Origin of the sequence: Microvirga mediterraneensis (genome assembly GCF_013520865.1) — a bacterium.
Lineage (GTDB): Bacteria > Pseudomonadota > Alphaproteobacteria > Rhizobiales > Beijerinckiaceae > Microvirga > Microvirga mediterraneensis.
The window spans coordinates 579,106-603,087 of record NZ_JACDXJ010000001.1; the positions used below are offsets into that span (position 1 = coordinate 579,106).

18 protein-coding genes are annotated in these 23,982 nt (G+C 65.5%); 6 read left to right on the forward strand and 12 right to left on the reverse strand.

Annotated elements, in window-relative coordinates:
- Positions 1-91: 91 nt before the first annotated feature.
- From H0S73_RS26225 to aceA, 11 genes are all read right to left on the reverse strand, one after another.
- Positions 92-2,206 (reverse strand): HWE histidine kinase domain-containing protein, encoded by a 2,115-nt coding sequence (locus H0S73_RS26225; RefSeq protein WP_181050708.1) that lies wholly within the window; start codon positions 2,204-2,206, stop codon positions 92-94.
- 24 nt (positions 2,207-2,230) lie between these two features.
- Complete coding sequence (locus H0S73_RS02685) at positions 2,231-3,280, reverse strand: sensor histidine kinase (RefSeq protein ID WP_181050709.1); 1,050 nt, start codon at positions 3,278-3,280, stop codon at positions 2,231-2,233.
- An 8-nt stretch (positions 3,281-3,288) separates the two neighbouring features.
- Positions 3,289-3,738, reverse strand: a complete 450-nt coding sequence (locus H0S73_RS02690) for a response regulator (protein WP_181050710.1) — start codon at positions 3,736-3,738, stop codon at positions 3,289-3,291.
- Complete coding sequence (locus H0S73_RS02695) at positions 3,739-5,979, reverse strand: ATP-binding protein (RefSeq protein WP_181050711.1); 2,241 nt, start codon at positions 5,977-5,979, stop codon at positions 3,739-3,741.
- A complete protein-coding gene (locus H0S73_RS02700) occupies positions 5,976-6,542 on the reverse strand; it encodes a biliverdin-producing heme oxygenase (RefSeq protein ID WP_181050712.1) in 567 nt (188 codons plus the stop codon). Before H0S73_RS02700 ends, H0S73_RS02695 begins: the two co-directional genes overlap by 4 nt.
- Positions 6,539-7,294 carry an ABC transporter permease gene (locus H0S73_RS02705; RefSeq protein ID WP_181050713.1) on the reverse strand — a complete coding sequence of 252 codons (756 nt, stop codon included), beginning with the start codon at positions 7,292-7,294 and terminating at the stop codon, positions 6,539-6,541. Before H0S73_RS02705 ends, H0S73_RS02700 begins: the two co-directional genes overlap by 4 nt.
- On the reverse strand, positions 7,291-8,229 hold the full coding sequence (locus H0S73_RS02710; RefSeq protein ID WP_181050714.1) for an ABC transporter ATP-binding protein: 939 nt from the start codon (positions 8,227-8,229) through the stop codon (positions 7,291-7,293). Before H0S73_RS02710 ends, H0S73_RS02705 begins: the two co-directional genes overlap by 4 nt.
- Positions 8,226-9,392, reverse strand: a complete 1,167-nt coding sequence (locus H0S73_RS02715) for an ABC transporter permease (RefSeq protein WP_181054216.1) — start codon at positions 9,390-9,392, stop codon at positions 8,226-8,228. The genes H0S73_RS02710 and H0S73_RS02715 overlap by 4 nt, the downstream gene beginning before the upstream one ends.
- Positions 9,393-9,807: 415 nt before the next feature.
- The gene (osmF, locus tag H0S73_RS02720; RefSeq protein ID WP_181050715.1) at positions 9,808-10,722 is read right to left on the reverse strand and encodes a glycine betaine ABC transporter substrate-binding protein OsmF; all 915 of its coding nucleotides are present in this window, start codon (positions 10,720-10,722) and stop codon (positions 9,808-9,810) included.
- Between the two features lie 288 nt (positions 10,723-11,010).
- Positions 11,011-11,220: a DUF4170 domain-containing protein gene (locus H0S73_RS02725; protein ID WP_181050716.1), complete on the reverse strand. Its 210-nt coding sequence runs from the start codon at positions 11,218-11,220 to the stop codon at positions 11,011-11,013.
- 38 nt (positions 11,221-11,258) lie between these two features.
- Complete coding sequence (gene aceA, locus H0S73_RS02730; protein ID WP_181050717.1) at positions 11,259-12,578, reverse strand: isocitrate lyase; 1,320 nt, start codon at positions 12,576-12,578, stop codon at positions 11,259-11,261.
- A 187-nt stretch (positions 12,579-12,765) separates the two neighbouring features.
- On the opposite strand from aceA, the gene H0S73_RS02735 reads away from it, so the two are divergent.
- Entirely contained in the window at positions 12,766-14,199 is a 1,434-nt protein-coding gene (locus tag H0S73_RS02735; protein ID WP_181050718.1) for a helix-turn-helix domain-containing protein, read from the forward strand.
- A 3-nt stretch (positions 14,200-14,202) separates the two neighbouring features.
- Here the strand turns inward: H0S73_RS02735 and H0S73_RS02740 are convergent, their stop codons facing one another.
- The gene (locus H0S73_RS02740; protein WP_181050719.1) at positions 14,203-14,943 is read right to left on the reverse strand and encodes a glutamine amidotransferase; all 741 of its coding nucleotides are present in this window, start codon (positions 14,941-14,943) and stop codon (positions 14,203-14,205) included.
- Between the two features lie 307 nt (positions 14,944-15,250).
- On the opposite strand from H0S73_RS02740, the gene H0S73_RS02745 reads away from it, so the two are divergent.
- The 5 genes from H0S73_RS02745 to trpS all read left to right on the forward strand — a co-directional run bounded on the left by H0S73_RS02745 (position 15,251) and on the right by trpS (position 23,802).
- On the forward strand, positions 15,251-15,676 hold the full coding sequence (locus H0S73_RS02745; protein ID WP_181050720.1) for a response regulator: 426 nt from the start codon (positions 15,251-15,253) through the stop codon (positions 15,674-15,676).
- A 174-nt stretch (positions 15,677-15,850) separates the two neighbouring features.
- Entirely contained in the window at positions 15,851-19,486 is a 3,636-nt protein-coding gene (locus tag H0S73_RS02750) for a FecR domain-containing protein (RefSeq protein ID WP_181050721.1), read from the forward strand.
- Positions 19,487-19,550: 64 nt separating this feature from the next.
- Positions 19,551-21,464, forward strand: coding sequence for a CHASE2 domain-containing protein (locus H0S73_RS02755; protein WP_181050722.1), 1,914 nt, complete (start codon positions 19,551-19,553; stop codon positions 21,462-21,464).
- A gap of 189 nt (positions 21,465-21,653) precedes the next feature.
- A complete protein-coding gene (locus H0S73_RS02760) occupies positions 21,654-22,541 on the forward strand; it encodes a cation diffusion facilitator family transporter (RefSeq protein ID WP_181050723.1) in 888 nt (295 codons plus the stop codon).
- Between the two features lie 217 nt (positions 22,542-22,758).
- Positions 22,759-23,802 carry a tryptophan--tRNA ligase gene (trpS, locus tag H0S73_RS02765; protein WP_181050724.1) on the forward strand — a complete coding sequence of 348 codons (1,044 nt, stop codon included), beginning with the start codon at positions 22,759-22,761 and terminating at the stop codon, positions 23,800-23,802.
- Positions 23,803-23,982: the final 180 nt, after the last annotated feature.

Genomic DNA, 23,982 nt, shown 5'->3' on the forward strand with positions numbered 1-23,982 from the left:
AGGTTGCGCGGGAAGGGAGCCCATGGCGTGGAGCGTATGGGCGGATTCCCTTCCCCTCCGCTGTGCTCCGGCCGGGAATGACACACCGTCGTCACGACGCGTAACGCTCCTGGGCCTCGGGAGCGCCGGCCTGGTCCGATGTCATGGTCGAGAGCGGGAAGGTGATGACGCAGCGCACACCTGCGGGGGCGAAATCGAGCTTGATCTCGCCGCCCAGCTGCTGCGCGAGGCCGCGCTGGATCAGCTTGGACCCGAAGCCCTGGCGTTCGGGCTTCTTCACAAGCGGGCCGCCGCTTTCGACCCACTCCACGAGAAGCGCGGGCTGCCCGATTCCCGACGTGACGGCCCACATCACATGCACCTTGCCCTCCGGAACGGACAGGGAGCCGTATTTGACGGCGTTCGTCGCCAGTTCGTGGACGGCGAGCCCCAAGGCGAGAACGGCGCCCGGCTGCAGGTTGATGCGGGGGCCGCGCAGGCGAATACGTTGCCGCAGGCCGTCCTGGTAGGGCTCGAGCTCGTTCTTCAGCACGTCTTCCAGAAGCGCGCCCTGCCAATGGGTGGCGGTGAGAAGATCGTGGGTCTTCGCCATTCCGTGCAGCCGGTCCATGAAGGCGTTCCATGCGGCGGGATCGCTGTTGTCGGCGGAGCGTCTGGTCAGGGAGGCGACCGACTGAACGGTCGCCAGCGTGTTCTTGACCCGGTGATTGAGCTCATGCAGCAGAAGAGCCTGCCGATCTTCGGCCAGCCGACGCTCGGTGATGTCCTGAGACACGCCGACCATGGAAGGCTGCCCGTCCGGGCCGCTCCTCATGCGGCCGCTCACCCGGATCCAATGCTCGCTGCCGTCGGGCCAGATCGCGCGATATTCCACGTGAAGATCGGTACGGTCCGCAAGCGCCCGAGCGACGGCCTCCGCCTGCACGGCGCGGTCGTCGGGATGGATCTGCGCAACGAGATCCGCATAGGAGAACATCTCGTCCGCGCCACGCCCGAAATGGGCACGGCATATGGGCGTCGTCGTCAGGACGCCCGTGGACGGCGTATACTCCCAGGAACCGAGATGCCCCGCATTGAGCGCCAGGCGCAGGCGCGCCTCGCTCTCGGCCATGTGGGCGAGCACCTCTTCCCGCTCCCGCTCATGTTTGCGGATGCCCGCGGCCGCCTCCGCAAGCGCCTTCTTGATCGTGTCGAACTCCAGAACCCGCGTGGTGGCCGGATCGGAGACTTCGCCTCCACGGCCGAGGGCCTGGGCCGCCGCCACCAGCCGGGCGACCGGCTTGGAAATGGAGCGCGAGAGCAGAACGGCCAGGAGGATGCCGCCGAGGATGACCGCTCCGAGAATCGTGAGCCAGAAGAGGGAGCGCTGAGCCGATTTCGCCAGCTCCGTCTCCGGGATGCTGATGACGAAAGACCAGCCATAGGTCGGCGATTGGCTGAAATAGGTGCGCACCGGAATGCCGTCGAGGGTCACGCTCCGGAGAAGCCCTTCCGTCCGGGCCGCCAAGGCTTCCTGGACATTGGCGCTGGCGAGCTGCCCAACGTAGCGCTCCGGCGACCGGGAGCGCGCCACGAGCCTCCGGCTCCGGTCGAGCACCGCCGCGTTCCAGCCGTCGGCGATCCTCTGATCGCGGATGATGTCCTGGAAGACCTCCGGCGTGATCCCGAGCGACAGGATATAGGCGACCCGGCCGTCGATGATGACGGGGGCATCGATGGTGATGAGCCGCTGCCCCGTCAATGAACCCGCATAGAGATCCGACACATACGGCTTGCGGGTTTCCGCGACGCGCCGCAACGCATCGGGGCGGTTGCTGTTCGGCAGGATCACGCCGTAAGGCACGCGGGTGTTGAAGACCGCACGCCCGCCGGGTTCGAAAAGAGCCACCCAAGAGGGCTCCTCCAGACCGCTGGCTTTCGCCCGATGGTAGAATTCCTCGAAGTCTCCTCGGGCAAGGCTGGACGAGTGGGCCAGAATCTGCAGCGCCAGTACGGATTTTTCGATTTCGCGGTCGAGCAACAGACTCAAGGCGCGCGCCGTCTCCTGCATGCGCAGATCGGTGGCCTGCTGCTCGGACCGATAGGCCGAATAGAGGCCTGCCGCAGCCACCAGCATGGTCGGCAGGGCGAGAACCAGGACCAGCCCCCACAGGACCTGCCGCAATGAGGTCCGGGCGCCCTGGGACGGGTCCCCGGTCGGTCGCACGGAATATGATCTTCGGCCGATCATCTAGCCGTTGTCCTGAACCGGCATGACGACACGTACCAGGATGGCGGGATCGTCGAGCGGCCATTCCACATCCGCATCGAGCTGGCGGGCGAGGGCTTTGAGAATCGTCCCGGACGCGCTGTCCTTCGCATGCTGCTTCTCGTCCGGGCTGAAGGCATCGTCAGCGATCTGGAACACCAGCGTGCCGTCCACGACCCGCAACAGGAGCTTCAGCTTGCCTTGCCGGTCCTTATAGGCGTGGGTGAGCGCATTGACGACGATCTCGTTGAACAGGAGCGCCATGGAGGCCGCCTTGCCGGCTTCGACCTCTACGGTATCGATCTCGAATTCCGGCGTGATCCTCACGCCCGGAATCGACGAGGTCAGTTCCTCGCAAAGACCTTTCGCGAAACGCGACGCGTCGAACCGGGTCGAGCCCTGCCCATCGTAAAGGTCGCGGTGCGCGGCGGCCAGCGCCTGCATGCGCTCCTTCATGCGCCCGAGCACCTGGCGCGCGGGCCCGTCCTCGGCATGACGATACTCGATGCCGATCAGGGAGAGCAGCAGCTGGAGATTGTTCTTCACCCGATGATCGAGCTCGTGCAGGAGCGCCGTGCGCTCGTCGAGCATCCGCCGCAGGGCATCCTGCGCCCGCTTCTTCTCGCCGCGTTCGCGGGCTTCGGCCAGGGCGCGCAGCACGGTGGCGGGCAACCGGTCGAGCTTGTCCTTCAGCACGTAATCCGTCGCCCCGCGCTTCAGGGCCTCGACGGCAACCTCTTCGCCGAGGGCGCCGGAGACGAAGACGAACGGCGTCGCGCGGGACATCTCCCGGGCGATCTCGAGCGCGTGCAGGCCGTTGAAGGCGGGCAGGAGATAATCGGCGAGAATGAGATCCCAGGTCTCGTCGCGGACGGCCCTGGCGAACTCGTCCGCGGACACGACCCGCTCGACCGAGACGGACAACCGGGCATCGACCAGGGTCTCCGTCACCAGCTCGGCATCGAGCGCGCTGTCCTCCAGGAGGAGGATGCGCAGCACCCGATCGGATGGGATGACGGAAGTGCGGTCCATCGGCAGCCTTAAGCGCCGTTGCGCCGCGGCGGCGGCTCGTTGAGGATCGCCCAGAACACGCCGAGGTCCTGGATCGCGTCGAAGAACTCGCGGAAGCCCACGGGCTTCACCACGAAGGCGTTCACGCCGAGCTCGTAGCTGCGCACGAGATCACTCTCCTCCCGCGACGAGGTGAGCATGACGACCGGGGTCTGACGCAGGTGCGGATCCGCCTTGACCTTCTCCAGCACCTCGAGCCCGTCGACCTTCGGCAGCTTCAGGTCGAGCAGGACCACGGCCGGATCGCTGGTGTTGCGGCTCTCATGAGCACCGCGGCGATAAAGGAAGTCGAGCGCCTCCTCGCCGTCGCGCACCACGACGACTTCGTTGGCGAGCTGGCTCTGCTCCAAGGCGGCCAGCGTCAGTTCGAGATCCTTCGGGTTGTCCTCAACCAGAAGAATCGGCTTCAGTTCCGCCATTCACGCGGCTCCTTCGTTCTGATCCGGCAGGGCGATGGAGAAGGTCGCTCCCTTGTCGAGCGCGCCTTCGGCCCAGGCCCGGCCTCCATGTCTTTCGACGATCCGGCGGACATTGGCGAGCCCGATCCCGGTTCCTTCGAATTCTTCCATCCGGTGCAGGCGCTGGAACACGCCGAACAGCTTGTCGATGTACTTCATATCGAACCCGACGCCGTTGTCGCGCACGAAATAGACCGTCTCCCCATCCTTGCGGGTGGAGCCGATTTCGATGCGCGCTTTCTCCCGGGTGCGGGTGTACTTTACCGCATTGTCGAGCAGGTTTTCAAAGACCAGCCGGATCAGCACCGGGTCGGCATTCACCGGGGGCAGCTCTCCGACGATCCACTGGATCCGGCGGTCGCCCTGTTCCGCCGAAAGCTTCTGCCGGATCTCGTCGACGAGGCGACCCACGTCCACGGTCCGGGGCTTCAGGGCCGTGCGGCCCATATGGGAGAAGCGCAGCAGGTTATCGACCAGGGTTCCGGCCGTGTAGGCCGCCTCGATGATCGTGTCGACGTAGCGCTGGCCCTTCTCGGACATCTCGCCCGCTTCCTGCTTCTTCAGCAGCTCGGAATAGCCCACGATATGACGGAACGGGGCGCGCAGGTCGTGGGAGACCGAATAGGAGAAGGCCTCCAGCTCCTTGTTGGAGCGGCGCAGCTCCTCCGTGAGCGCCGCCATCTCTTCGGCCCGGCGCAGCACGATGCCCACGATGGCGTTGCGCAGCTCCTTGACCGCCTCGACCTCGCTTCGGTCCCAGGGCAAGGAGCGGTCCCGCACCGTCTCCTTCCAGATCTCGAAGGAGCGCCGGGGATGAAGCCGCAAGGACCCCGCCTCCTCCTGGACGGGCTTCTGCGGATTGCCGCCCCATTTGACGGTCTGCTCGACCTCGGGACGGAACCAGAGCACATAGCTCGAATGTGCCTTCGAGACGGAGATGGAGAGAAGCCCGCTCGCCCGGTCGGCGAAGGCCTTCGCCGCCGGATAGACCTCCGACAGGTTGTCGGTGGCGAAGACGTCCTCCTGATGATGTTCGGAGAGCCAGTCGAAGAGCGCCCTCACCTGCTCCTTGCCGGGGGCATGGCCGAGGCACCAGCAATGGTCCTGCGTGATGACGGCGGCGCCCTGCGCGCCGGCGAGCATCATCAGGTCGTCGGGATGGTTCACGAGGCCCGCGATGAAATGCTCCTCGGCCGCCATATGGGCGAGAAGCCGCGTCTGCACGGCGCCGAGGCGCACGCGGTTCTCGGCCAGCATCGTGTTCTCCCGCGCCTCCAGCTGCAGCGAGAAGATCTGCGTGAGGAAGTCGCAGGCGTTGCGCACCTGGAGAGAGACCCGCTTCGGCTCCTTGTTGTGGCAGGAGATCAGGCCCCACAGCTGGCCGTCGCGCAGGATGGAGATCGACATGGAGGCGAGCGTCCCCATGTTGCGCATGTATTCGAGATGCACGGGCGAAACGCTGCGCAGCACCGAGTCGCTCAGGTCCAGCGGCGCGGGATCGTGCGACTGGATGGGAACGGGCGTGTAGCCGGCATCGGGAATGATGCGCAGCCGGTTGCGGCGGTAGAGCTCCCTCGCCTGGGCCGGGATGTCGGATGCCGGAAAGCGCAGATCGAGGTAGGACGGCAGCACCTCGTTGCGGTCCTCGGCCACGACGGTGCCGTTCCACTGCTCGTCGAACCGGTAGACCAGCACCCGGTCGAAGCCGGTCATGCGGCGGATGTCCTGCGCGGCCAGGCCGCACAGGACGTCGATGGTCGACGCGCTCTGCAGCTGCTCCACGAACCGGCGCAGGGTGGGATAGAGCGCATCGATGCTGGAGATCGACCCGACGGGAGGCTCCTCCAGTTCGAGGATCGCGCACTCGCCCGAGCGGGAAATCGCCGTCTCGAAGAAGCGCTCATCCTGCGCCGTCCTGACCCGGATGGTCCGGACGAAGCGTGTGTTTCCCGCCGTCGGCGGATCGGCGAGCTGAGCGTCGAATTCCGTGCTCAGGGCCGGCAGCACCTCGGCGAAAGGCCGGCCGAGCACGTCGGCCGCCTGGAAGCCGAAGACCTCGGCGATATTGGCGCTCGCATAGGCGATCGTCCTGTCGGACAGGCGGATCGCGAGAAGGATTCCGTGCGGCTGGATGTTGCCCGGAATGTGGATCGGCTCCCGCTCGCAGGCGGTCAGGTCGATGTCTTGCGTTTGCAGGTTCATGAGGTCTCGCACAGCCAATCATGCATTACGGTGAAGGTATCTCGTGCGGCCCCGACGATCAGGTCGTCGGCCTCCGGCGACGAGGCTTCCAGGAGCACTGCGCCGAACGACTTCCACATGGCTGCAACATTTCGTCCATAGCTGCGGAAATAGGCGCAGCCCGTTTCCGCCGTCAATCCAAGCCGGTTCTCCACTTCGCGCGCGATGATGGCACCGCCGAGCGTGGAGCCCTCGACCACATACATGCTCCCCAGCACCGCCTCCGGGGCGGGCAGGGGCATGAGAGGACGGCATTGTGGCAAACCCATGATATCGTCAGATTTTAGTCCTAGAGCCTCGAGATCCCTGGCGAGAAGCCTCGTCTTGCAGCGGCTTTCGAAGAAGGCCCGGTCTGGCGCCCGCTCGGCGGCCTCGCTTTCCCAGGCCGCGTGGAATCCATGGAAGCGGATCAGCAGGTCCCTATAGGCCTCGCGCGACGAGATCCGGCCGTCGAGATCCATGGCGGCCTCGATCCGGTCGTGGGCGTCCCGGGTTTCGATCTTCAATCGTTCGAGAAGCGTCATGACACCTCGTCCGCAGGGCGGCCCAGCTTTCCGGCGACGAACCGCTCGGCCATTCCCAACCCGTCGTGGATCAGAACGGCGAGCAGCGCAACCACCAAACCGCCCTGCAGCACGAATGCAACATTGTTGGATTGAAGGCCCGCGATGATCACTTCGCCCAATCCCTTGGCCGCCACCGTCGACCCGATGGTGGCGGTGCCGAGACTGATGATCACCGAGAGCCGGATGCCCGCGAGGATCACCGGAAGCGCGAGCGGCAGCTCCACCTGGAACAAGCGCTGGCGCGGGTTCATGCCCATGCCCTTGGCGGCTTCGAGCGTCTGCGGCGACACTTCCATCAGGCCCGTGAGCGTGTTCTCGAAGGTCGGCAGGAGCCCGTAGAGAAACAGCGCGATGAAGGTCGGCTTCTCGCCGAAGCCGACGAGCGGCACGGCGATCGCCAGAACGGCGACGGGCGGGAAGGTCTGGCCGATATTCACCAGGCTGCGCGACAGCGGCAGGAACTCGCGGCCCGAGGGCCGCGTGACGAAGATGCCGAGCCCGAGCGCCAGAATGGTGCTCGCGAGCGTCGCCAGGAACACGATGCGCAGATGCGAGAGGGTCAGGGAGAGCAGGCTGCCCTGGTTGTAGATCGCCGGCGCGCCGTTCGCGGTCAGCGGCTCGAACGCGAAGGCGAACAGCTGCGGCGCCGTGATGAAGAGCGCCAACAGCACCAGCGCCGCCGCGCGCCAGAGCAACGAACGCCCGGTCATGGAACGGACCGTCCATGCGCCACGATGCCTTGCACGCTGACGCGACCCACGAGAGCGCCCGACGTATCGGCGACGGGCAGCGTCTCCCGGCCCGACCAGATCAGCCGCGAAAGCGCATCCCGCAGGGAATCGGTGACGAGGACGGGCTCTCCCTCGGCAGCTCCGGGTTCGAGGGCCTCGCGCACCTTCAGCAGGGATAGGAGACGGAAAGGCCGCTCCGCCGTTCCCACGAGCTGCTCGACGAAGGCCTCCGCCGGTCGCGTGAGCAGCTCGGCGGGCGTCGCGTATTGCAGGAGCCGTGCCTGATCCATCACGGCGATCCTGTCGCCGAGCTGGAACGCCTCGTTCATGTCGTGCGTGACGAGAACCACCGTGGTGCCGAGACGGCGCTGGATGGCGACGAGATCGTCCTGTGCCTTGCTGCGGATGACCGGATCGAGCGCGCCGAACGGCTCGTCCATCAGCAGCACCGCGGGCTTTGCCGCCAAGGCGCGCGCGACGCCGACGCGCTGCTGCTGCCCGCCGGAGAGTTCGTGCGGGAATTTCTTCGCGAACTCCACCGGGTCGAGCTGGAACAGGTCGAGCAGTTCCTCGACGCGCGCCGCGCTCTTCCGTTTGTCCCAGCCGAGAAGACGCGGCACGGTGGCGATGTTCTCGGCGACCGTACGATGAGGAAACAGCCCGTAGCCCTGGATCACGTAGCCGATCCGGTGGCGCAGCTGATCCTCAGGGATCGCCATGGTGTCCTGGCCGTCGATGAGCACGCGGCCCTCGCTCGGTTCCACGAGCCGGTTGATCATGCGCAGCAGGGTCGACTTGCCCGCACCCGACGTGCCGACCACGACGGTGATCGTGCCCTCGTCGACCCGGAGGGACACGTCGTCGACGACGATCGTGTCGCCGTAGCGCTTGGTGAGATGCTCGATCTCGATCATGGAGTGCCCCGCCGGGTCAGATCGATGATCGCATCGAGGATGATGGCGGCGGCGAACGACAGGGCGACCGTGGGTATGGCGCCCAGGAGCACGAGGTCGATCGCCGTCTGGCCGATTCCCTGGAACACGAAGGTGCCGAAGCCCCCTCCCCCGATCAGCGCCGCCACGGTGGCCAATCCGAGGTTCTGCACCAGCACGATGCGGATGCCGGCGAGGATGACCGGCAGCGCCAGCGGCAGTTCCACCAGCCACAGGCGCTGGCGCGCGGACAATCCCATGCCCCGCGCCGCATCCGTGACAGTCGCCGGCACCTGCCGCAATCCGGTGACCGTGTTGGCGACGACCGGCAGCAGCGAATAGAGGAAGAGCGCGATGAAGGCGGGCGCGGCCCCGATGCCGCGAATGCCTAAGGCCGCCGCCAGGGGCACATGGGCCGCGAGATAACCGAGCGGCGCGATCAGGATGCCGAAGAGCGCGATGCTCGGAACCGTCTGGACGATGTTGAGCACCTGCAGGATCGCATTGCGCAGCCGCGGGACACGATGGCCGAGAATGCCCAGCGGCAGACCGACGAGGCAGGCGGCGATCATCGAGCCGAACGCCAGCCACAGATGCTCGCGCGCCTCGCGCCAGAAGGTGGCCGCCCGGCTCGCATATTCCTTGAGCAGCGAGAGGTTGTCCCAGGCTCCCGAGACGAGCAGCAGCGCGATCGCGCCCGCCGCCACCGCGAGGGCGGCGAGCCGCGCCCAGGGAGAGAGGCGCAGCCGCGTCAGCGCATCGGCCGCCAGCAGCGCGAAGGCCAGGGCCAGGAGCCAGAAGCCCAGGGACGGCGAGACACGCGCGAAAGTGTTCCCGGGCGGCGTGACGAACCCGGCCGATGATCCGACGGCGGGAAAGATCACGCACAGGCCGATGGACGCGGCAGCGAGGCGGATCAGCGGCGCGCGGACCAGGGCCGCGCACAAGGCCGTGCCGAGCGCCACCGCCATCACGCCGAGGGCGCCCGAGGACGGCAGCGCATCGACCAGCATGCGCCCCTCGCCGGCCACGATGCGGTTGGCCCGGTAGATGACGAAGGGCGAAGCGAAGAGCGCAACCAGGATCAAGATGGCGATCACGCTCCCAAGCCGATCCAGGGACAGGGAGGAACGCAACGAGGACATGCCGGGCACGGTCGTTCGGGAAGAGATCGTCGTCACAAAGTTTCCGGCCCTTATCGCAGCGTCTGGGTCATGAGAATACGGTTCACAGATCTCTCCCTCATTCCGCTTCGTCATCACCGGCCTTGTGCCGGTGATCCCGATTGTTTGAAGCGTCATCAGTGTCATTCCCGGCCGAAGCGCAGCGGAGGGGAAGGGAATCCATAGCGCGACATATGAAAGTGGATCCCCTTCCCGGCCTTTCGGCCGCCGGGATGACAGCGGAGAGCCTTTCCGTATCGGGATGGCCGGCAGGAGGCCGGCCATGACATGGAGGTCTCACTTTCGAGCCGGATACCGGGAGCAGCCTGACTGCGTCTCGGAGGAGCCCCGGTGTTTCACGGGAAACGCCTTCACCGGCTGAAACCACGACCTCAGATCACTTCAAAAAGCCCTTGGACTTCAGGTAATCCGTCGCCACCGCCTTGGCGGGCTCGCCACCGACCTGGACGCGGGCGTTGAGGCCCTGGAGCGTGGTGAGGTCGAGGGATGCGAAGACGGGCTTCAGGATCTCGGCGATCTTCGGGTTCTCCTTCAGGGCGGATTCGCGGATGATCGGCGCCGGGGCATAGACCGGCTGCACGTTCTTGTCGTCTTCCAGCACCGTGAGACCCGACGGGGCGATGCCGCCGTCGGTGCCGTAGACCATGGCCGCGTTGGCCCCGTTGGTCTGCTCGGCCGCCGCCTTGATGGTGGCCGCCGTGTCGCCGCCGGAGAGCACGATGAGCTGTTCCGGCTTCATCTTGAAGTTATAGGTCTTCTGGAAGGCCGGCAGGGCCGCATCCGAGTTCACGAATTCGGCGGAGGCGGCCAGCACGACCTTGCCGCCCTTCGTGACCCACTGGCCGAACTCGGACAGGGTCTTCAGCTTGTTGGAATCGGCCACGTCCTTGCGCAGGGCGATGGCCCAGGTGTTGTTGGCCGGCGAGGGATCGAGCCAAACGATCTTGTTGGCATCGTAATCGAGCTTCTTGGCCGTCTCGAAGCCCTTGGCCGCGTCCTTCCAGACCGGATCGTCCGCCTTGTTGAAGAAGAAGCCCGCATTGCCGGTATATTCGGGATAGATGTCGATCTCGCCCGCCGTGATCGCTTTGCGCACCACAGGGGTCGCGCCGAGCTGGATCCGGTCCTGCGTCTTGATGCCGTTGGCCTCGAGGGTCAGCAGGATGATGTTGCCCAGGACCGAGCCTTCCGTGTCGATCTTCGACGAGACGACCACGTCGGCCCTGGCGGCGCCCGCCCCAGCGAGCGCCAGCGCGGCGGCAAAGGTGAGCGATGTGAGGACGGTCTTCATGCGAAACCCCTTGAGAAACCTTGCCCGGCTGGTTTTAGGACAGCCGGACCGTTAGGGCAGGGGGGAGCGTCATGAAGAATGAAGCCGGAGCACAAAAACTTCGCGGACCGGCAAAAGATCCCGCCGAAGGAATTTTCATCCTCCGGCGGGGCGACCGTTCTAGCGGCCCCGGCGTATCGTGCGGAAAAGTGGTGCCGGTTTTCCGCTCCAGACGATACGCCCAGCTAAAAGAAGCATCGGATGGATCCCAAAAGTGCAAGTCCACTTTTGGTCCGATCCTTGGGCCTCTCAGGCGCTCAGGGTCGACGGAGGCTCCTGGGCGATGGTGAAGCGGACCTGGGCCTGGGGGCGATGGTCCTCGGACAGGGTGCGCCAGGTGCGCTCGGCCTCGGTGCGGCTGTCGAAGGGGCCGACGACCCGCTCGGTGCCCTGGACGATGGTCTCGCAGTCGCAGGAGGTGTACTCGCCGCCGACCACCCAGAAACGTGACTTCATCATATCGGTCTCCATTGGTGCAAAGGGTTCGAGGTGTTGCGTTACTCGGCCGCCTGGAGCTTGGCCGATGTCTGGAACTGCGCGGTCTCGGTGGATTCCGCCATCGCCGTGGTGGAGGACTTGCCGCCGGTGATGACCACCGAGACCTGATCGAAATAGCCGGTGCCGACTTCGCGCTGGTGGCGGGTGGCCGTGTAGCCGTCGGTCTCGGCGGCGAATTCGCGGGCCTGGAGCTCGGAATAGGCGCCCATGCCCCGGTCGCGATAGCCGCTCGCCAGATCGAACATGCCGTAATTGAGCTGATGGAACCCCGCGAGCGTCACGAACTGGAACTTGTAGCCCATGGCGCCGAGTTCGCGCTGGAACCTGGCGATGGTGGCGTCGTCCAGCTTCTTCTTCCAGTTGAAGGAGGGCGAGCAGTTATAGGCCAGGAGCTTGCCCGGATAGCGCTTGTGGATCGCTTCCGCGAACTTGCGCGCATCGTCGAGATCCGGGTGCGAGGTCTCCCACCACAGCAGGTCGGCGAGTTCCGCGTAAGCCAGGCCGCGGGCGATGCAATGGTCGAGGCCGGTGCCGTCTTTCAGGCGGTAGAACCCTTCCGGGGTGCGGCTGTCGGGTTCGATGAAGGGCCGGTCGCGCTCGTCCACGTCGGAGGTGATGAGCTTGGCCGATTCCGCGTCGGTGCGGGCCATGATCAGGGTCGAGGTGCCCATCACGTCGGCGGCGAGCCGCGCCGCGATCAGGTTGCGCTCATGGGCGGAGGTCGGGATCAGCACCTTGCCGCCGAGATGGCCGCATTTCTTCTCCGAGGCGAGCTGGTCCTCGAAATGCACGCCCGCAGCGCCGGCCTCGATATAGGCCTTCATGATCTCGAAGGTATTGAGCGGGCCGCCGAAGCCGGCCTCCGCGTCGGCCACGATGGGCAGGAACCAGTCGCGCTTGGCACCGCCCTCCGCATGCTCGATCTGGTCGGCCCGCTGGAAGGTGCGGTTGATGCGCCGGCACAGTTCGGGGCCGGAATTGGCCGGGTAGAGCGACTGGTCCGGGTACATGGCGCCGGCCACGTTCGAATCCGCCGCCACCTGCCAGCCGGAGAGATAGATCGCCTCGAGCCCGGCGCGGGCCATCTGCATGGCCTGGTTGCCCGTCATGGCGCCGAGCGAATGGACGTAGGGGCGCTCGTGCAGGAGCTGCCACAGGCGCTGGGCTCCGCGCTCGGCCAGCGTGTGGGCGATGGGGAAGGAGCCGCGCAGCCGGGCCACGTCCTCGGCCGAATAAGGCCTGCGGATACCGTCGAAGCGCCCCTCGGGAGCGGCGGGGATCAGGTTCTGCAGGGAACCCGGGTTCGGCTGGCTGGTCATGGCGGTCCTTTCTTTTACATTTCTTGACAAAACTTTCCTGCGGGCCAGAATTGTTGCAGAGCAGCAGGACGTCTTGATTGCATAATCCGCGAAGAACCGATTGTTTCAACGCCGGATTTCAAAAGAAAAGTCGCCTTGTAAAGCTTTGACTCAGCTGGTCGTGTAAACTTGTAAAAAGATTTACAATATGGATGAGAGCAGAAAGCTTTTCGTAGGACCCCGCCTCAAGCGGCTGCGGCGGGAGCTCAACATGAGCCAGTCCCGCATGGCCGAGGAGCTCGGGCTCTCCCCGAGCTACCTGAACCTGATGGAGCGTAACCAGCGCCCGATCACCGCCCAGGTGCTGATCCGCCTCGCCCATGCCTATCAGCTCGACCCGCGCGAATTCGCCAACGACGATCACGAGCGCACCGTCTCGGAGCTGGAGGAGGTCTTCGCCGACCCGCTCTTCCGGTCCACCCCGGTGGCCCGGCTCGAGCTGCGCGAGACCGTGGAGAGCGCCCCGTCCCTGGTCGATGCCATCAACCGGCTCTACCGGGCCTATCAGGCCCTGCGCGGCGCCCGCGAGGCCGTGACCCCGAGCCTCAGCGACCGGGACCGGGCGGAGGACGCGCCCCAGGTCAACCCGGTCGACCGGGTCAGGGAGCTGATCCACGAGGCCAAGAACCACTTCGCCGAGCTGGACGAGGCCGCCGAGGCCCTGGCGTCGGACCTCGCCCTGACCGGCCACGAGCCCTTCTTCGCGATCGGCGAGCGCCTGCATGCCCGGCACGGGATCCGCGTACGCGTCATGCCCATCGACGTGATGCCGGATTCGCTCCGCCGCTACGACCATCACCGGCGCCAGCTCCTGATATCCGAATTGGTCGATCCCTCTGGCAGGACCTTCCAGGCCGCCTACCAATTGGCCTTCACCGAGATGCGCGAGACCATCGACGCCCTCGCGGCCCGTCTCGAGCCCATGGACGGGCCCGCCCGGCGGCTGCTGCGCGTCTCCTTCGGCAATTACTTCGCCGGCGCCCTCATGATGCCCTACGGCAAATTTCATGCGGCCGCGGAAGCACTCGGCTACGACGTGGAGGTGCTGGGCGCCCGCTTCGGCGCGAGCTTCGAGCAGGTGGCGCACCGGCTCACGACGCTGGCCCGCCCCGGCGCCCGGGGCATCCCGTTCTTCCTGGTGCGGGTGGATTCCGCCGGCAACGTGTCGAAGCGCTTTTCCTCCGGCCGTTTCCCGTTCTCGCAGTTCGGCGGCACCTGCCCGCTCTGGAACCTGCATTCCACCTTCCGGACCCCGGGGCAGGTGGCCACGCAGGTGATCGAGCTGCCGGATTCCTCGCGCTGGTTCTCCATCGCCCGCACGGTCAAGCGCGCCTTCAACCCCTGGGGAGCCCCCGATCCGCAATTCGTCGTGGGCCTCGGCTGCGAACTGAAATACGCCCACCGCCTGGCCTATGCACGGGGCCTCGACCCGTCCTCGGCGGAAGCGACCCCCATCGGCATCAATTGCCGCCTGTGCGAACGCGTCGCCTGCCCGCAGCGCGCCGCCCCGCCCCTCATGCACGCCCTGATCGTCGACGAGATGAAGCGCGGCGTCTCGCCTTTCGAGTTCGACGCGACGTGATCTTCAGGCCCGCAGACGCTTCGGCATGGGATCGTCCAGCCAATGGTCGAGGAACCGGTCGAGCCAGCGGGAGACATGGGGATCGTGCTGGAAGCGTCCGGCAATCTGACGGACCCGATCCTGAGCGCCCGGCATTTTCAGCCGCTCCTCGGCATGAACCGTCCAGCGACACATCATCGCGTGGGTGACCTCCGGATGGAACTGGAGGCCGAAGGCCTTCTCGCCGACCCGGATCGCCTGGGTCGGAAAATCGTCACCGGTCGCCAGGGTCTCGGCGCCGGCAGGGCAGTCGAAGCCTTCCCGGTGCCAATGATAGACATGGCTTGGCCAGGGCACGCCCCAATCCTCGCTCAGGGTCTCGCCGGCAGCCGTCGGCAGCAGGGGATAATAGCCGATCTCGGCCCGGCCCTCGGGATGGGCCCAGACGCGGCCGCCGAGATGCTTCGCCATCATCTGGGCACCCAGGCAGAGACCGAGATAGGGCTTGTTCTCCTTGAGCGGCACCTCGATCCAGTCGATCTCGGTCTTGAGGAAATCGTCCGGGTCGTTGGCGCTCATCGGTCCGCCGAAGATCACCGCTCCCGTATGCCCGGCCAGCGTCTCGGGCAGCGGATCGCCGAAGCGAGGGCGGCGGATGTCGAGCCGGTAGCCGCGCTCCAGAAGCAGGCGCCCGACCCTTCCGGGCGTCGAATGTTCCTGGTGCAGGACGATGAGAACGGGTGCTTTGGGAGGCCGCCTAGGCATGGCTTCGATCCGATGCGGAGGCGATCATGACGAGACAGGAGCAAACGCGCGAGAACATAAGCCGATTATTCGGGATAAGATGCCTTCTCCGCAAGGGGTGTCTGTGGCCGGTATCGTCGCAATTCCGAAGCCGGGAGACGGTCGAGTAGGACCTAGGCAAAGGCCTGCCATCGCTCTATGATCGGTCAAGAACGATATCACGGCCCAAACCGGTTTTTGCACGGATGCGCAAAAGTGATAGAAGCGCCTGATTCCAGTCTTGAAGTCTGGAAGATCCGGCGCATCTTGTTCCGTGTTTTGCTGAGTGATGAGCCAGCATCCCAGCGTGATAGAAAGTGAACCCGTGACCGACAGCGTAACGAGCGATGGAGATCTCAACGGCCTGCGTATCCTCGTCGTCGAGGACGAAGCCGCCATCTCCCTGCTCCTGGAAGACATGCTCCTCGATTTCGGCTGCGAGGTGATCGGCCCGGCAGCCCGCCTGTCGGCGGCTCTCGATGCCGTGGCGCGCGAGCAGGTCGATCTGGCCATCCTCGACGTGAATGTCGCCGGTGAGCCCATCTATCCGGTTGCCGAAGCCCTGGCGCAGCGTTCGATCCCCTTCGTCTTCTCGACCGGCTACGGCAGCGCGGGAATTCGCGACACCTTCCGCGACCGTCCCGTCCTGCAGAAGCCCTTTGCCCAGCACGATCTGAAGCAGAAACTGCTGATCGCCTGCGGAAAGACGGCTTGAAGACGGCCTTGCTTCATCGATTTGGCATCTAAATCTGTGGCGTGAATGTCGCAATCGTTCACGCTGTGCTGCAAAACACATCGTTCGCGCTGTGAATCGGCTTTGTTCCCAGGGACTTCCTGCTAAGCTCTAGTAACGTTAGAGCAGGTAACCCTTCGATCGAGCCGGTTCTCCATGTCTTTTCGATCCGTCAGGCTTCTGGCCGCCACAAGCGTCCTGGCGCTTTCCTTTGCTGCCGCGCAGGCTCAAGCTCCCCTGCCGCGTCAGGCGCCAGCAGCAGGCGCTATCGTGGCGGCCAAGGGCGGCGAGGAGATGCGCTTCGTGCGCGAGGATCTCTGGCGCGCCGCCCAGCTGCAGCAGAGCCTCGTCGGCGGCGACACCCTGCGCACCAACGCCATCGGCAACCTGGCGATCCTGTTCAACGACCAGACCCAGATCCGCGTCGGGCGCAACTCGACCCTGACCGTCAACGACGTGGCGAGCGGCCCCGCCGACGCGACCCAGCTCAGCCTCCAGGGCGGCAATATCTGGGCGCGCGCAGCTCGCGGCGGCTCGGGCGTCGACGTCAAGACGCCGGCGGCGGTGGCGGCCATCCGCGGCACCGACTGGTCCCTGGCCGTGGACGGCGCGGGCAAGACCTCCCTGGTCGTGCTCGAAGGCGTCGTCGAGATCAAGAACCCGCAAGGCGCGGTGACGGTGCGCCAGGGCGAGGGAGCCGTGGCGGCCGTCGGTCAGGCGCCGACGAAATTCGTTCTCGTCAGCCCGAACGACCGCGAGCAGATGCTCTTCTACATGTCGATGCGCGAGGTGTTCATCAATCTGCCGACGACGACGCTGGATAACAGGCGGTTCGAGGCCGAAAGCTCCAGGATCGAGGCCCTGACTTCCGCACGCCGCACGACGGAAGACTGGCTCACCCTGGCCGAGAGCCTCATGAGCGCCGGCAACAGGCGCGCGGCGGAAGCTCCTCTCGCGGAAGCCCGAAATCGCCCGATGACCAGGGCGCAGCGGGCCCGGGCCGATTATCTCGAAGCTCTCATAGCCGGCGCGGACCGCCGTTGGCAGGATGCGATCAGGCTGTTCGAGCGCGCGAAGCCGGGCCTCGATTCCCGACGGCGCGGCTGGGCCGAGTATGGCCGCTATGCGGCCGCCTCCCTGGCGGATCCGAAGCGTGTACGACCGGCCCCGAATGTTCCCGTCAGGGATCCCAGGACGGCGGAAATCAAGGCCTATCTCACGGGCTTCCGCCAGGATCTCAAAGCCGCCGCCGCCGAGGCCGCAGCGTCCGAGAAGTTGTTTCCGAAAGATGCCGGGCTGGCCATCCTCTCGGCCTCCCTGGCACAGGATCTCGACCATCGCGAGGGCATGTACGCGGCTTACGAACGCGCCAAGGCCATCGATCCCACGGATCCGGACGTGGTGGCCTTCGGAGCGACGATCAAGGCGGATTACGCCCGCGACATCGATGGAGCACTGGCCGATCTCTACAGGGTCGTGAAGACCGAGCCGAATTTCTCGCTCCTCAATCAGATCGGCCTGCTCGAACAGGGCCGGGGCGCCTTCGTCGAGGCCGAGGCGGCCTTCCGGCGAGCCATCGAGATGGAGCCGCAGAACCCGATTCCCTACGTCAACCTGGCCATCCTTCTCCTCGATCAGAGCCGGGTGGAAGAGGCAGGCACGCTCATCGACAAGGCGCTGGCGCTCGATCCGCCCACGGCCTACTCGGCCCGCGGGCGCTATCTTCTGCAGAAGGGCAAGATGGCCCAGGCCATCGAGTCCCTGCTGGCCGGATCCGCCGTCAACCCGGCCCGTTCGAACGATCAACTCATCGTGGCGGACGCCTACTTCCAGAACGGCGATTACGAGCTCGCCTGGCAGACGCTCGACAATGCCGACCGGCTCGATCCCAGGGCCCCCATCGTGCCCATCCTGCGCACGGCTTTCGCCCTCGATCTCTACATGGCCGACGACGCGATCCTCGCCGCGCGCGAGGCCCTGCGGCGCTACCGGGACCGTGGCGGGGATTATGCGGGTCTGTCGGTCACCAAGCAGACCGGCTCATACCCGGTGGAGGCCTACCGCTTCATCAACCTGCATGACTGGGCGCGCTTCTACGCCGACCGGACCTTCGACCCCTTCGAGGCGCAGGGCTATTTCGACCAGGCAATCGCCAGCAGGCCGGGCCTGTTCCCAACGGAGCCGACCCTCGATGCGGCGGAAGGCACGGACCTCAACAGCGCAGCCCTGAACCTCTCCGTTCAGGGATTGCTCCTCGACCCCCTGGCTGTGTCCGGCCGCATCGGGCGCTTTGACCCCATCCGCAGACCGTTTCTCGATATGGAGATCGGCGGCGGCCCTGTGGTGCGCGGCGGCAAGGTCGGCTGGAACGCGGGCGTGCTGGTCAACGGCTTCTCCAACGAGCCGGTGCCGACGAGCTTCAGCGTCTCCGCGAGCGGCGGCGAGGCCAAGGGCAACCTGACGGCCGACAACGAGAACGCGAAAGGCATCACGCTCAGCATCGGCTCGGCTCCGAGCGCGGCCGACCGGTTCATGTTCATGGGCTGGGCGACCGAGGGCAGGCCGGGCCTGACGGATGTGAACCGGTTCGACCTCACCCAGCATATCGAGCGCGACGAGACGACTCTTTTCGGCGTGGCCGGCTGGAGCCACACGTTCGGCTACCGGAACGTCCTCTCGACGGCGGTTTTCGCGACGCGGAATGATACTCTTGATCGTGGAGAGGAATGGGATTACCGGAAATTCCCCTCCGTTCAGACTCTCTGGCAGGAGAAGCAGCGCGTCGACGGCGTCGTCGGAGCGGTGAGTCATGCCATCGGGATCGGCGACTTCAACCTGCGTTATGGCCTGGAAGCTCAAGCAGGTCAGTTGAGATACAGCGGCGTCAGCAAGAGTTACCAATATTGGTTCTCGGGACCAGAGGATTATCTGCAGGACGCGACGGCCTTCGACAGCCCCTTCCGGGGCGGCCGTGCCTATGCCGATCTGTCGTGGCGCCCGAACGACAGGTTCGAGGCCCAGGCCGGCATCCATCGCACCTTCCTCGACGTGAAGAACGCCGACCCCGATGTCTGGGTGTCGCCCCGCTTCGGGATCGGCGTGTCTCCGTTTGAAGGGCAATGGCTGCGCGCAGCCTATATCGAGAATGCCGACACCTATCTGGGCTACTCGCTTGCGCCCACGACCACGGTCGGGCTGATCCCGAACGACACGCCCGCGAGCGGGCCGACGAAGAGCCTTGTGTTGCGCTGGGATGCGGAATGGACGCCGCACGTCTTCACGGCCCTTGAATATCAGCGCCAGAGCCTGAACGACCTCAACGTGCCAAGAATCAACACGTTGGAGAGCTTCGACGATATCGAGAAGGCCCGGGCCGAATGGCTCGCCGCCACAATCAATGTCTGGCTGGGCCATGGCATCGGCGTGTTCGGCACCGTCGGTGGAGCGACCTCGAAAATCCTCGCGACGTCGGCAGACGTGGAGGGAGGCGTGGGAGAGCCCGTGCCCTATGTGCCGGAACGCTTTGCGCGCTTCGGAATGACCTTCGTGCATCCGAGCCGCCTCCGGTTCACCCTGACCCAGAACTACATCGGCGAACGGTCCGGCTCCTATTACAATGACCGGCTGGACGCCTATTGGACGACCGATGCGGCGATCACCTGGGAGACGCCTGACAGGCGCTTCCAAGTCGGTGTGACGGCACTCAACCTGTTCGACCAGCGCTACGATTTCGGCTTCGACATTCCGGCCCCCGGCCGCACGGTCGCGGCCTCCGTCAAGGCTCGGTTCTAGAGTGAGCGGCGAAAGACCGGCATCGGCCGATCACGGGAGAGAGCCTCTCTGGCGCCATTTCGTCATGGCCGGGCTCATCGCCGCCCTGCTGATGCCGGTCCTCTATTTCCCGCCCTTTCATCTCATCGAGGAGCGGCTCTACGATATTCTCTCGGTCGTATCGCCGCCCCTACCGGCAAGGCCGGGCGCCGTGATCGTGGCTATCGACGAACCCTCCATCGGGGAGATCGGCCAGCGCTGGCCCTGGTCGCGGGAGCTTCACGCCAGATTGGTCGAGAGCCTGCGCGCTGCGGGCGCGAAGGTGATCGCCTTCGACATCATCTTCGCCGATCCGACCACCGAGGAAGCCGATACGGCCTTCGCGAAGGTGCTCGGCCCGGACGTGGTGCTGGCCGCCGACGACGTGACCACGCTCCTGCCGCAAGGCATCCAGGTGACCCGCGTCAGCCCGCTCGACCCCTTCCTCGATGCCGGCGCGGTATCCGGCGTGGCCTCCGTTGATCTCGACGGGGATGCCTATCTGCGCCGCATGCCGCAGATGCAGGACAGCCTGGCCGCCGAAGCGCTGCGCCTGAAAGGCGAACCGCAGGCGGTCGCTCCCGCCGGCGCGCTGATCCAGTTCTTCGGACCGTCCCGTTCCTACCCGACCGTCTCCTATTATCAGGCTCTCGACCCGACGAATTTCCTGCCGCCCGGCTTCTTCAAGGATCAGGTCGTGCTGGTGGGCTTGAGCCTGAAGCAGGCGACCTCCGCCGATATCGGCGCGCCCGATCCCTTTCCCACGCCCTTCACGCTGACCGAGGGCACTCTCACGGCCGGCGTGGAGATCCAGGCCACGATCCTCGACAATCTCCGCCATAATCTCTACGTGCTGCCCGTGCCTCGGCTCGTCATGGCACTTCTGGTCATCGCCGGGGCCTGGCTGGCCGCCGCCTTCTCCGCCCATGGCGTCTCCTGGCGGACAGGCCTCGCGGCAGCCTTCCTGCTCGCCTTCTTCATCGCCGGATCCTGGGTCGTGCTCCGTTTCGGGCGGGTCTGGATGCCACCAGCCATGCCGGCAGCGGCGGCGCTGGCGGTTTTCGGCGCGCGTTTCGGACTCGACTATGCCCGCGAACGCCACCTGCGCCGCACCGTGTCGGAGGCCTTCTCGCGTTATCTCTCGCCGGACCTCGTGGCGCAGCTCGCGCGCGACCCGGGGGCCCTGAAGCTCGGAGGCGAGCGCCGCAATCTCTCGATCCTGTTCTGCGACGTGCGCGGCTTCACAACCCTGTCGGAGAAGCTGAAGGACGAACCGGAGCGACTGACCACATTGATCAACCGCCTGCTCGATCCGCTGTCCGCCGCCGTGCTCGCGGAAGGCGGCACCATCGACAAATATATCGGCGATTGCGTTATGGCGTTCTGGAATGCCCCGCTGCCGAGCCCGGACCATCCTCTGCGCGCCGCCCGCGCGGCCATGGGCATGCTGGACGCGGTCAAGGCCCTGAACGCCGAGCTGCGGCGGGAGCAGGGCGAGGATGCTCCCTCCTTCGCCATCGGCGTCGGCATCAATACCGGCGATTGCGTGGTCGGCAATGTGGGCTCTCGCTGGCGCTACGATTACTCCGTCCTCGGCGATACGGTGAACCTCGCATCGCGCCTGGAAAGCCTGTCGAAGGAATACGGCGTCTCCATCGTTCTCGGTCCTGCCACCGCGAAGGCGCTGCAGGGGCATTTCGTGCTGATCGAGCTCGACCGGATCGCCGTGAAGGGGCGTGCCGAGAAGACGGCGATTTTCACCATCGTCGCGCCCGCCTCGCAGCGCCTGGATCCGGCGCTGGCGGAGCTGCTGGAGGTGCATCCCACGCTGCTCGACAGCATCCGCGCCGGCCGGCGAGTGGAAGCGCTCGAACTCGTCCGCCGCTGCCAGACGCTCGCTCCCTTCCTGTCGGCCTATTACGGGAAGCTTCTGCTCAAGGCGACGGCCATCCCGGAATGATCGACCCGCCGCGGCCGTGAGGCGCTCCGGTTCTCGCGGTTCGCTTCGGGCCGGCCTGCACAGCAACCGCTTTTGCCCCGACATGATTTTGCAAACGAATTGCAAGTAAAAACAAGGTCTTGCGCCTCGCAGAACACGGTCTATAAGGACGCCTCGTTTTCCGCAGCACTCTCATCTAAGCATCGCGCCATGGACAAGATTCAGAAACTTGCCCTGGGCAGCATATTCGTCGGAACCGTTGTCTTCGTCCTGAAATATGCCGCCTATTACATCACGGGCAGTATCGCGCTCTATTCGGATGCGCTGGAGAGCATCATCAACGTGGTGACGGCGGTTGCCGCCTTCATGGCCGTGCGCCTGAGCGCCACGCCGGCGGATGCGAACCACCCTTACGGTCATCACAAGGTGGAATATTTCTCCGCCGTTCTCGAAGGCGTGCTGATCATCGTGGCGGCGATGGCCATCCTGCGGGAGTCCTATTACGGATTCCTGTCGCCGAAGATGATCGATGCCCCCATGGAGGGCCTTGCGATCAACGCGATTGCCGGCGTCATCAATGCCTTCTGGTCCTGGCTGCTGATCAACCGCGGACGGCGCATGCGCTCGCCGGCCCTCGTGGCCGATGGACGCCATCTCTTCACGGACGTGATGACCTCGGCGGGCGTCCTGATCGGCCTTCTGCTCGTTCCCTTCACGGGATGGCACTGGCTCGATTCCGCTCTCGCGGCCCTGGTGGCCGTCAACATTCTCTGGTCCGGCTGGGGCCTGATGAAGGAAAGCATCGGCGGCCTCATGGACGAGGCCCTCCCCGAGACCACGCTCGGCCGCGTTCGCGAGATCATCGCGGTCAATGCGCAGGGCGCCATCGAGGCTCATGACCTGCGCACGCGCCATGCGGGCCGGATGACCTTCATCGATTTCCATCTCGTGGTGCCGGGCCACATGAGCGTGACCGATGCCCATGACATCTGCGACCGCCTTGAACGTGCGCTCAAGGAGGACGTGAAGGACGCGCTCATCACGATCCATGTGGAGCCCGACAACAAGGCCAAGCACGCCGGGATCGTGGTGCTCTGAGAATTTTCGGGGCTCTTGCATGAGTGCCGCCCCCGTGGCATTTCTCTGCCCATGAACGACCGTGCGACCCCGACCGCAATCCTTTGGTGGCGCTCCTGACAGGAGCGGCACGTCGTTATGTTTTTTGCAACGAACGTAGCCGCCGTGCGCGGCAGGCATCGTTCGTTGTTCTTCGATCCATTCCTTCGTCACGGCGGCTCTCATCTGGAGAAGCCCTATGTCCGTCGACATCGACCATCGCCCCGTCATCCTGACCGGAGACCGGACCACCGGTCCGCTTCATCTGGGCCATTATGTCGGATCCCTGAAGAACCGGGTCGCCCTTCAGCATAGCCACAGGCAGTACCTGCTTCTGGCCGATACGCAGGCCCTTACCGACAATGCGTCCGATCCCGCCAAGGTGCGCCGGAACGTGCTGGAGGTGGCGCTCGATTATCTGGCCGTCGGCATCGATCCGGTCCAGACGACGATCTGTGTGCAATCGGGCCTGCCGGCACTGGCCGAACTGACCCTTCTCTATCTCAACTTCGTCACCGTCGCACGCCTCGAGCGCAATCCGACGATCAAGGACGAGATTCAGGCGCGCGGCTTCGGGCGCGATATTCCCGCGGGCTTCCTGTGCTATCCGGCCGCGCAGGCGGCCGACATCACCGGCTTCAAGGCGAATGTCGTTCCCGTCGGCGAGGATCAGGCTCCGCTGATCGAGCAGACCAACGAGATCGTGCGCCGTCTCAACCGGCAGGTCGGCCGCGATGTGCTTCCCGAAGCACGGGCCTTGATTCCATCCGTCGGGCGCCTGCCCGGCGTCGACGGCAAGGCGAAGATGAGCAAGTCCCAGGGCAATGCCATTGCCCTGTCCGCCACGCCCGACGAGATCCGCGATGCCGTGCGGCGCATGTACACGGACCCCAATCACCTGCGCGCCTCCGATCCCGGCACGGTGGAAGGCAACGTCGTCTTCACCTATCTCGACGCCTTCGACGAGGATCGTGCGGCCGTCGAAGAGCTGAAGGCGCGGTACCGCCAGGGAGGTCTCGGCGACGCTTCCGTCAAGCGCCGCCTGGACGATGTCCTTCAATCCCTTCTCGCGCCGATCCGGGAACGTCGCGCAGCCCTGGAGCGCGACCCCGGTTATGTTCTGGACCTGCTGCGGGCCGGCACCTCGGCGGCCCGGGAGCGAACCCAAGCCACCTTGGACGAGGTCCGCGCAGGCCTTGGGCTGTTCACCTTCGAGGAAGCAGGGTTCGCAGCGCCTCGTTAGCGACAGAGTCTCCGGAAGTCTTCGGGGCCCATTAGCCATTGAACCTCGGTCCAACGTCCGGCCTGGACCGAGGTTGCTCAGGCAGGGAGTATGTCGACGCGACTTCGGCAAAGACGAGGCTGAGCCGAGGCATAGTCTTGAAGGGTTACAGCTCAGCGAAATATGAAAATTCTATTAACA

Excerpts from the sequence above, each read along its gene's own strand:
- H0S73_RS02685 (WP_181050709.1), bottom strand. The coding sequence starts at position 3,280 with ATGGACCGCACTTCCGTCATCCCATCCGATCGGGTGCTGCGCATCCTC.
- H0S73_RS02690 (WP_181050710.1), bottom strand. The coding sequence starts at position 3,738 with ATGGCGGAACTGAAGCCGATTCTTCTGGTTGAGGACAACCCGAAGGAT.
- H0S73_RS02695 (WP_181050711.1), bottom strand. The coding sequence starts at position 5,979 with ATGAACCTGCAAACGCAAGACATCGACCTGACCGCCTGCGAGCGGGAG.
- H0S73_RS02700 (WP_181050712.1), bottom strand. The coding sequence starts at position 6,542 with ATGACGCTTCTCGAACGATTGAAGATCGAAACCCGGGACGCCCACGAC.
- H0S73_RS02705 (WP_181050713.1), bottom strand. The coding sequence starts at position 7,294 with ATGACCGGGCGTTCGTTGCTCTGGCGCGCGGCGGCGCTGGTGCTGTTG.
- H0S73_RS02710 (WP_181050714.1), bottom strand. The coding sequence starts at position 8,229 with ATGATCGAGATCGAGCATCTCACCAAGCGCTACGGCGACACGATCGTC.
- H0S73_RS02715 (WP_181054216.1), bottom strand. The coding sequence starts at position 9,392 with ATGTCCTCGTTGCGTTCCTCCCTGTCCCTGGATCGGCTTGGGAGCGTG.
- osmF (WP_181050715.1), bottom strand. The coding sequence starts at position 10,722 with ATGAAGACCGTCCTCACATCGCTCACCTTTGCCGCCGCGCTGGCGCTC.
- H0S73_RS02725 (WP_181050716.1), bottom strand. The coding sequence starts at position 11,220 with ATGATGAAGTCACGTTTCTGGGTGGTCGGCGGCGAGTACACCTCCTGC.
- aceA (WP_181050717.1), bottom strand. The coding sequence starts at position 12,578 with ATGACCAGCCAGCCGAACCCGGGTTCCCTGCAGAACCTGATCCCCGCC.
- H0S73_RS02735 (WP_181050718.1), top strand. The coding sequence starts at position 12,766 with ATGGATGAGAGCAGAAAGCTTTTCGTAGGACCCCGCCTCAAGCGGCTG.
- H0S73_RS02740 (WP_181050719.1), bottom strand. The coding sequence starts at position 14,943 with ATGCCTAGGCGGCCTCCCAAAGCACCCGTTCTCATCGTCCTGCACCAG.
- H0S73_RS02745 (WP_181050720.1), top strand. The coding sequence starts at position 15,251 with ATGAGCCAGCATCCCAGCGTGATAGAAAGTGAACCCGTGACCGACAGC.
- H0S73_RS02750 (WP_181050721.1), top strand. The coding sequence starts at position 15,851 with ATGTCTTTTCGATCCGTCAGGCTTCTGGCCGCCACAAGCGTCCTGGCG.
- H0S73_RS02755 (WP_181050722.1), top strand. The coding sequence starts at position 19,551 with ATGGCCGGGCTCATCGCCGCCCTGCTGATGCCGGTCCTCTATTTCCCG.
- H0S73_RS02760 (WP_181050723.1), top strand. The coding sequence starts at position 21,654 with ATGGACAAGATTCAGAAACTTGCCCTGGGCAGCATATTCGTCGGAACC.
- trpS (WP_181050724.1), top strand. The coding sequence starts at position 22,759 with ATGTCCGTCGACATCGACCATCGCCCCGTCATCCTGACCGGAGACCGG.